Annotated in this window: 5 protein-coding genes; all 5 read right to left on the bottom strand. The window is 62.3% G+C overall.

Features of this window, described 5'->3' with window-relative positions:
* Positions 1 to 46 precede the first annotated feature (46 nt).
* Positions 47 to 2482, bottom strand: coding sequence for a glycogen/starch/alpha-glucan family phosphorylase (locus NE547_RS13515; RefSeq protein ID WP_256176179.1), 2436 nt, complete (start codon positions 2480 to 2482; stop codon positions 47 to 49).
* A gap of 116 nt (positions 2483 to 2598) precedes the next feature.
* Entirely contained in the window at positions 2599 to 4035 is a 1437-nt protein-coding gene (gene glgA, locus NE547_RS13510) for a glycogen synthase GlgA (RefSeq protein WP_256176178.1), read from the bottom strand.
* A 77-nt stretch (positions 4036 to 4112) separates the two neighbouring features.
* Positions 4113 to 5228, bottom strand: coding sequence for a glucose-1-phosphate adenylyltransferase subunit GlgD (gene glgD / locus NE547_RS13505; protein ID WP_256176177.1), 1116 nt, complete (start codon positions 5226 to 5228; stop codon positions 4113 to 4115).
* Positions 5225 to 6433, bottom strand: coding sequence for a glucose-1-phosphate adenylyltransferase (locus NE547_RS13500; RefSeq protein WP_256176176.1), 1209 nt, complete (start codon positions 6431 to 6433; stop codon positions 5225 to 5227). Before NE547_RS13500 ends, glgD begins: the two co-directional genes overlap by 4 nt.
* A gap of 30 nt (positions 6434 to 6463) precedes the next feature.
* Positions 6464 to 8455, bottom strand: a complete 1992-nt coding sequence (gene glgB / locus NE547_RS13495; RefSeq protein ID WP_186906342.1) for a 1,4-alpha-glucan branching protein GlgB — start codon at positions 8453 to 8455, stop codon at positions 6464 to 6466.
* Positions 8456 to 8504: the final 49 nt, after the last annotated feature.

The following is an 8504-nucleotide window of genomic DNA, read 5'->3' as shown; positions in this document are numbered from 1 at the left end:
CCCCCCCCCCCCCCCCCCCCCCCCCCCCTCCGGCAGGAACGGCGGATTACGCCCGCACGGGGATGTCCCAGATCTCCCGGGCATAGTCCCGGATGGAGCGGTCGGCGGCGAAGATGCCGGAGCGGGCGATGTTCACCAGAGACATCTGGTTCCAGCGCGTGGGGTCCAGATAGACCTGACCCGCCCGCACGTGGGCGTCCCGGTAGCTTTCAAAGTCGGCCAGCAGCAGGTATTCGTCGGCGGGACCGCCGTCCCCGAAGAGCAGGCGGCGGGCCAGGTCGTCATAAGCTGCGCCGTCCCCGAAGCCGAGATTGAGCTGGTCCACCACCCGCTTCAGATCCGGATTGTGGACGTAATACTCGTAGGATTTATAGCCCTTCTGCTTCATCTCAGCCACCTCGCGGGCCTTCAGGCCGAAGAGGAAGATGTTTTCGTCGCCCAGCACCTGATGCATTTCCACATTGGCCCCGTCCAGAGTGCCGATAGTCAGGGCGCCGTTCATCATGAATTTCATGTTGCCGGTGCCGCTGGCCTCTTTGCCTGCGGTGGAAATCTGTTCGCTCAGCTCGCTGGCGGGCATGAGCTGTTCGGCCAGGCTGACCCGGTAATTTTCCAGGAAGACCACCTGGAGCCGATCCTTACAGGCGGGATCCCGGTTCACCAGCTCCGCCACGGAATTGATCAGGCGGATGATCTTCTTGGCCACCGCATAGCCCGGCGCGGCCTTGGCGCCGAAGAGGTAGGTGCGGGGGGTAAAGGAGAAATGAGGGTCGTCCTTCAGGTGCTGGTAGAGCGAGATGATATGCAGCACATTGAGCAGCTGCCGTTTATACTCGTGCAGGCGCTTGACCTGCACGTCGAACATGGCGTCGGTGTTGAGCACGACGCCGCTCTCCCGGGCGACCCAGGCGGCAAAGGAGCGCTTATTGGCCGCTTTGATCTCCCCCAGCCGGGAGAGCACCCCGGCGTCGTCCTTGTACCGCTCCAGGCCCTGGAGGGCGTCGGGGCGGAGCAGATACTCCCCGCAGCCGCAGTCCCGGATCAGCTCATCCAGCTTGGGGTTGCACTCGGAGAGCCAGCGGCGGTGGTCGATGCCGTTGGTGACGTTGGTAAACTTTTCCGGAGTACGCAGATAGGCGTCGTGGAACACGTCTTTTTTCAGGATATCCGAGTGGAGGGCGGAGACGCCGTTGACCTTGAAGCAGGCGCACACGCACAGGTTGGCCATGCGCACCTCGCCCCCCCAGATAATGGCCATGGGGGCCACCTTGGACAGGTCGCCGTGGAAGTAGTCGGTCAGTTCCTGCTGGTAGCGGCCGCTGATCTCTGTCAGGATCTGCCAGATGCGGGGCAGCAGCGTCTGGATCAGCTGCTGGGGCCAGCGCTCCAGCGCTTCCGCCAGGACGGTGTGGTTGGTGTAGGCCACACAGTGGGTGACGATATGCCATGCCGCCTCCCAGCCGTAGCCCTCCTCGTCCAGCAGGATGCGCATCAGTTCCGGGATGGCCAGAGTGGGGTGGGTGTCGTTGATCTGGATCACATGCTTCTGATGGAAGTTGCGCAGTGTGCCGTACTCCGCGCGGTGTTTGCGCACGATGGACTGGATGGTGGCCGAGACGAAGAAATACTGCTGTTTGAGCCGCAGGGACTTGCCTTCGTAGTGATTGTCCTCCGGATAGAGGATCTTGGAGATGGTCTCCGCCATGGCCTGCTGCTCCACGGCCTTCAGATACTGGCCGGAGGAAAACAGACCCATGTCCACCGGCGTGGGGCTTTTGGCGTCCCACAGGCGCAGCACGTTGCTGTGCTGCGTTGCATAGCCTGCGATCTCCATATCCTTGGGAACGGCCAGCACCGTGTCGTACCCGGTGTGCTTGACGTGGTGGCCGCTCTGATCCCACACATCCTCCACCTTGCCGCCGAAGCGGACCTCTTCGGTCTCGTCCATTTTGGGGATGAGCCAGGCGTCGCCCAGGCCCAGCCAGTCGTCGGGCAGCTCCACCTGTTGGCCGTCCACGATCTTCTGCTTGAAGATGCCCAGCTCATAGCAGATGGAATAGCCGGTGGCGGGGACCTCCAGGGTCGTCATCGAGTCCAGGTAGCAGGCGGCCAGGCGGCCAAGGCCGCCGTTGCCCAGACCCGCGTCGGGCTCGGTCTCGAACAGGTCGGGGGCGGAGAAGCCCAGAGCCTCGATGGCTGCCGTCAAGGGCGCCAGCAGCCCCAGGTTATAGGCGTTTTTCATCAGGGAGCGGCCCATCAGAAATTCCAGGGAGAGGTAGTGCACCTGGCGCAGATGCTCGGTGGATACCCTGTCCTCGGTCGCCAGCTGCCGCTCGTTGATGATGTCCCGCAGCACCAGGGCGCAGGCCTTGAACATATGCAGGCTGGTGGCCTCTTCCACATCCCGGCCGAAATTGCGGCGCAGCTTGCCGGTGATGAGGTTCATCAATTCTTTCTTGCTGTACGTATGCAATGCAGACATCTCCTTAACAATTAAGGAATTGGATGGAAGCAGACACAGTTCGCTCCGCAGGCGGGCCTAACCCCACCTGCGGAGCGGTCATTTTATCACAGTGTTAATTTTTTGTCAAGCGGGGCTCATTTGCCGGTCAGCCAGCCGTAGATCTCAAGATAATCCCCGGCGGAGCGGCCCCAGGAGAAGTCGGTCGTCATGGCGTTTTTCATCAGGCCTTTCCAGGCCTTTTTGTCCGTGTGGTACAGCCCCACGGCCGCGCCCAGCACGCCGGTCATCTCCTGAACGTTGATGTTGGCGAAGGAGAAGCCGTTGCCCTCCCCGGTGAACTGGTTGTAGGGAACGACGGAATCCTTCAGGCCGCCGGTCTCCCGCACCACGGGGATGGTGCCGTAGCGCATGGCGATCATCTGAGAAAGGCCGCAGGGCTCCGAGATGGAGGGCATCAGAAACAGGTCTGCGCCGCCGTAAATGGCGGTGGACAGATTGGGGGAGTACATCATATGGGCGGCAAACCGGCCGGGATACTGGGCCTGCGCCTGGCGGAAGGACTCCTCGTAGTTCCAATCCCCGGTACCCAGCACGATCATCTGCACGTCCATGGCCATGATGTCATGGATGGCGGCGGTGACCAGATCGAAGCCCTTATGCTTGACCAGACGGGAGATACAGGCGACGATGGGGGTATCGGGCGCCTCCCGCAGGCCGGACATCTGCTGAAGGGCGGCCTTGCAGTTTTTCTTGCCCTGCATCTGCCGGGCGGAAAAGAACTTGGTCAGCCCCTTGTCCCGCCAGGGGTCGTACCCTTCGGTGTCGATACCGTTGAGGATGCCCCGCAGCTTGTGGCGGTTATTGGCCAGCACCCCTGCCAGGCCGTGGGCGTAGAAGTCGTACTGGAGTTCCTCGGCATAGGTGGGGGAGACGGTGGTGACATAGTCGGCGGCGTAGATGGCCCCCTTCATCAGATTCACATCCCCGTGATACTCCAGCATATGCTCGTTGAAATATCCGGCGTTCAGGCCGAACAGGTCCTGAAGGGTCTGGCTGCCATAGCGGCCCTGGTACTCGATGTTGTGGATGGTAAACACGCTTTTGGTGTCGTAGAGCTGGGGAATGCGGTGGCGCTCCTCCAGCAGGTAGATGGGCACCAGCGCCGTCTCCCAGTCGTTGCAGTGGAGCACGTCGGGATGCCAATCCAAATGTCCGACGCTCTCCACGACGGCCCGGGAAAAGTAGGCGAAACGCTCGCCGTCGTCATAGTGGCCGTAGATGCTGGAGCGCTTGAAGTAGTATTCGTTGTCCACAAACCAGTAGGTGACGCCGTCCCGCTTCAATTCAAAGACGCCGCAGTAGGGGGTGCGCCAGGCCAGGGTGATGTGGAAACACTGCAGGAAGGTCACCTGGCTGCGCCAGTCCTCCCCGATGCCCTCGTAGAGGGGGAGGATGACCCGCACGTCATGGCCCTCCTTGGCCAGCGCCTTGGGCAGGGATCCGGCCACGTCGGCCAGCCCGCCGGTCTTGATAAAGGGCGCGCATTCAGAGGTGGCAAACAGAATGTTCATAGCTTACTCCTTCAAAGAAAGATGGAACGGGAGCGGCGGGGCGCCGCAGCGCATGGGGCGAAATCCGCACGCGGCGTTTAGACGATCTCGTTCTTCGCGATAGCCAGCGGATAGGTGCTGTGGCCCATCAGCATGCGGCCTGGATTTACCCGTACATTCTTGTCGGTAATGGCGTATTTCAGCACCGCGCCGGCCTGGATGGCCGTGCCCTGGAAGAGCACGCAGCCGGAGACCCTGGCCCCCTTTTCCACCCGCACGCCCCGGAACAGGATGGAATTTTCCACCTCGCCCTCAATGATGCAGCCGTCGGCCACCAGGGAGTTGACCGCATGAGCGCCTGGGCCGTAATAGGTGGAGGGATTGGACTGGTCCTTGGTCTTCACCGGGCGCTCCGGCACGAAGAGCTGGCGGCGGACCTGGGGATCGAGCAGCTCCATGCTGCGGGCAAAATACCCCGCCACCGACTGGAGCCGGGCAGCGTAGCCGTCAAAGACGTAGGGGAAGATCTTCAGAGCGTCCACCATGGGCTGGAGCACGCCGGTGCTGAAGGAGGGGATGTTATGGGCCGCGCAGTGATCCACCAGCGAGAGCAGCAGAGACTTGGAGAGGATGTAGACCTCCAGGGATTCGCAGCCCTGGGGAAGGGCGGGATGGACGGCCACGTCGCTCACCCGGCCGCTGGCGCCGATGGTGAAGTAATCGCAGCACTTGGGGTCGCCCTTGGGCTGGCGGGTGCATACGGCGGTGATGTCGGCGCCGCATTTCAGATGCTGCTCAAAGATGTCGGTGATGGGCAGGTTGACCGCCAGGTCGCCCCCGGCCAGGACCACATGATCCTGGCGGATGTTTTGAAGGTAGGAGCGCACGCCTGCCAGCGCGTCCATCCTGCCCCGGTAGATCCCCTCCCGTTTGTTGGCATAGCCGAAGGGGGGGAGGATGCGCAGGCCGCCGTGTTTGCGGGAGAGGTCCCAATCCTTGCCGGAGCCCACATGGTCCAGCAGGGACTGATAATTGGTGTGTACGATCAGGCCCACGTCGTCGATGCCCGCATTGACCAGATTGGAGAGCATAAAATCGATGATGCGGTACCGGCCACCGTAGGGGATGGAGCAGGTGTTGCGGTGCTGGGTCAGCTCCCGCAGGTCGGGATTGGAGAGATAGGCGAAGATGATGCCGTGCAGCTGGTTCATCATTTCGCGCCGCCCCCTTTCACATTCCGGGTGATCATGGCCTTGGGGGGCACCACGGCCCCTTCCCCCACCCGGAGGTTCTGGGCCACCACGGCTACTCCCCAGCTGTCGCTGCCGTCGGGGGAGGCGCCCACGTGGGCATTTTCACAGATGGCCGCGTTCTCCGCGAGGATGGCATACTCCACCACGGCGCCCGCCTTGACGATGGTGCCCGGCATGAGGATGGAGTAGCGCACCACGGCGCCCTCCTCCACGATGACCGAGTGGAAGAGCACAGAGTTTTCCACCCGGCCGTATACCTCGCAGCCGCCGGTGACCATGGAATGCTCCGCTACGGCATGCTCCCCCATAAAGTGGGGAGGCTTGGTGGGGGTTCGGGCGTAAATGGGCCACTCCTGGTCGTACAGGTCGATGCTGGTTTCCGTGGAGAGCATATCCATATTGGCGTCCCACAGGGAGTCGATGGTGCCCACGTCCTTCCAGTAGCCTGAGAAGCGGTAGACCGTCATCGCTTCCCCGGCGCCCAGCATGGCGGGAATGATATTTTTGCCGAAGTCGTTGCTGCTCTTTTCATCCGCCTCGTCGGCGATCAGGTATTCCCGCAGCTTGCTCCAGGTAAAGATGTAGATGCCCATGGAGGCCAGGTTGCTTTTGGGGTGCCGGGGCTTTTCCTCGAACTCATAGATGTTGTCGTTCTCGTCCACGTTCAGGATGCCGAAGCGGGTGGCCTCCTCCAGCGAGACCTCCAGCACCGAGATGGTGCAGGCCGCCCCTGTCTCCTTATGGCGGCGGAGCATCTGGGAATAGTCCATCTTATAGACGTGGTCCCCCGAGAGGATCAGCACGTATTCCGGGTCATATAGCTCGATAAAGCCCAGGTTCTGATAGATGGCGTTGGCGGTGCCCTTGTACCAGGTGCCCTTTTCGCCCTCCCGCATGTAGGGGGGCAGGATGTGCACGCCGCCATCGGACCGGTCCAGGTCCCAGGGCTGGCCGTTGCCGATGTAGCTGTTGAGCTCCAGCGGGCGGTACTGGGTGAGCACGCCCACGGTGTCGATGCCGGAGTTGATGCAGTTGGACAAGGGGAAATCGATGATGCGGTACTTGCCCCCGAAGGGGACGGCGGGCTTTGCCACATGGCTGGTCAGGGCGTGCAGGCGGCTGCCCTGCCCGCCTGCCAGCAGCATGGCGACACACTCTTTTTTCATACGATCACCTCAGGTTGGAAGTGGGGAAGATCAGGGGGTGGCCGGGGCGCTGCCGGCGCTCTTTTTCTGCGCCGGGCCGGCCGCGCGGGTCCGCCGGGGCGGGAATTTCTTGACGCAGCGGTAGATCACCGCGGACATGGGCGGCAGGTCGATCTCCATGGACTGCTCCTGCCCATGGCAGGGCACATATTCGCTTTTGACCGGCGCGGTATCCCCCAGACCGGTACCGCCGAACTCCGGGCGGTCGGTATTGAGTACGCACTCATACCGGCCCGGGAAGGGAAGCCCCAGACGGTAGCCCCTGCGGTGGACGGGGGAGAAGTTGCAGCACACCAGCAGGCAGCCGCCCTTCTTGTCGCGGCGCACAAAGGCGGCGCAGTTGCCCTGGTTGTCGTCGGCGCAGATCCACTGGAAGCCCTCCCAGGAGAAATCCAGTTCCCACAGCTCCTTATGGGCCAGATAGAAGGCGTTGGCCGCCCGGAAGAAGGCCTGGAGGGCGCGGTGACGGTCGCCGTCGCCGGTCTCGTCGTGCTGCTCCAGCAGGTGCCAATCCAGGGACTGCTCGTAGTGCCACTCGTTCCACTGGCCGAACTCGCAGCCCATCATCAGCAGCTTTTTGCCCGGATGAGCGAGCATGTAGGTATAGAAGGCCCGCACACCGGCGTATTTCTGCGCGTCGTCCCCCGGCATTTTGCCCAGCAGGGAACCCTTCATGTGGACCACCTCGTCGTGGGACAGGGGGAGCACAAAGTTTTCGGAAAAGGCGTACATCAAAGAAAATGTAATATCCTTGTGGTTGAACTGCCGGAAATAGGGGTCCAGCTTGATATAGTGGAGAATGTCGTTCATCCAGCCCATGTTCCATTTCAGGTTGAACCCCAGCCCGCCCTGGTCCACCGGATGGGACACCAGGGGCCAGGCGGTGGACTCCTCGGCGATCATCAGCACATCCGGATGGTCCAGGAATACGTGGCCGTTGAGCTGCTGGAGAAATTCCACCGCCTCCAGATTTTCGTGTCCGCCGTGGATATTGGGCGCCCACTGTCCGTCCTGCCGTCCGTAATCCAGGTAAAGCATGGAGGCCACCGCGTCGACCCGCAGGCCGTCGATGTGGTACTGCTCCAGCCAGAACAGGGCGGAGGAGTAAAGGAAGGAGCGCACCTCGTTCCTGCCGTAGTCAAATACCCGTGTGCCCCAGTCGGCGTGTTCCCCCTTGCGGGGATCGGCGTACTCGTAGCAGCATGTGCCGTCGAATTCATACAGGCCGAACGCATCCTTCGGGAAATGGGCGGGCACCCAGTCCAGAATGACGCCTACGCCCGCCTGATGGAGCTGGTCGATGAGCCACATCAGGTCGTGGGGCGTGCCGAACCGGCTGGTGGCCGCGAAATAACCGGTACACTGATAGCCCCAGGACATATCCAGCGGGTGCTCGGTGATGGGCATCAGCTCCACATGGGTGAAGCCCATCTCCTTGACGTAGGGGACCAGGTACTCGGCGATGGTGCGGTAGGAGAGAAACTCGCCCGCTCCGGTGCGCCGCCAGGAGCCCAGATGGACCTCGTAGATGTTCAGCGGATTGTGGTAGACGGGGTGCTCCCGGCGGTATTTCATCCAGAGCTCGTCGCCCCATACATAGCCGGACAGATCGTAGAGCTTGGAGGCGTTGCCGGGGCGGGTCTCGGCGTGAAAGGCGTAGGGGTCGGCCTTGGCCAGAACCCGGCCGTCGGCGGTGTGGACGGCAAATTTATAGGTGTCATAGCGCTCCAGGCCGGGCACAAAGCCCTCCCAAACGCCGCCGCCCACGGGTGAGAGCGGCTGGTCGGTCTCGTTCCAGGCGTTGAACGCACCCATGACGCACACGGCCTTGGCGCGGGGGGCCCAGACCCGGAACACATAGCCCGGCTGGCCGTCCAGCTCGGCGGGATGGGCACCCAGATAATCCTGAGCCCGGACGGCCTGTCCGGCCAGAAATGCCTCCAGCGGCGCCGGTCCAGGGGCCGTATTTGCTGCAAAAGCCATAGGAATCCTCTCCTCGTGGTAAAAGTTACCAAAAACAAGAAAAAGTCAG

It is taken from the genome of Flavonifractor sp. DFI.6.63 (assembly GCF_024462255.1).
GTDB lineage: Bacteria > Bacillota > Clostridia > Oscillospirales > Oscillospiraceae > Lawsonibacter_A > Lawsonibacter_A hominis.
Note: the sequence above shows the minus strand (reverse complement) of the source record. Positions and strands in the feature narration are given on the sequence as shown.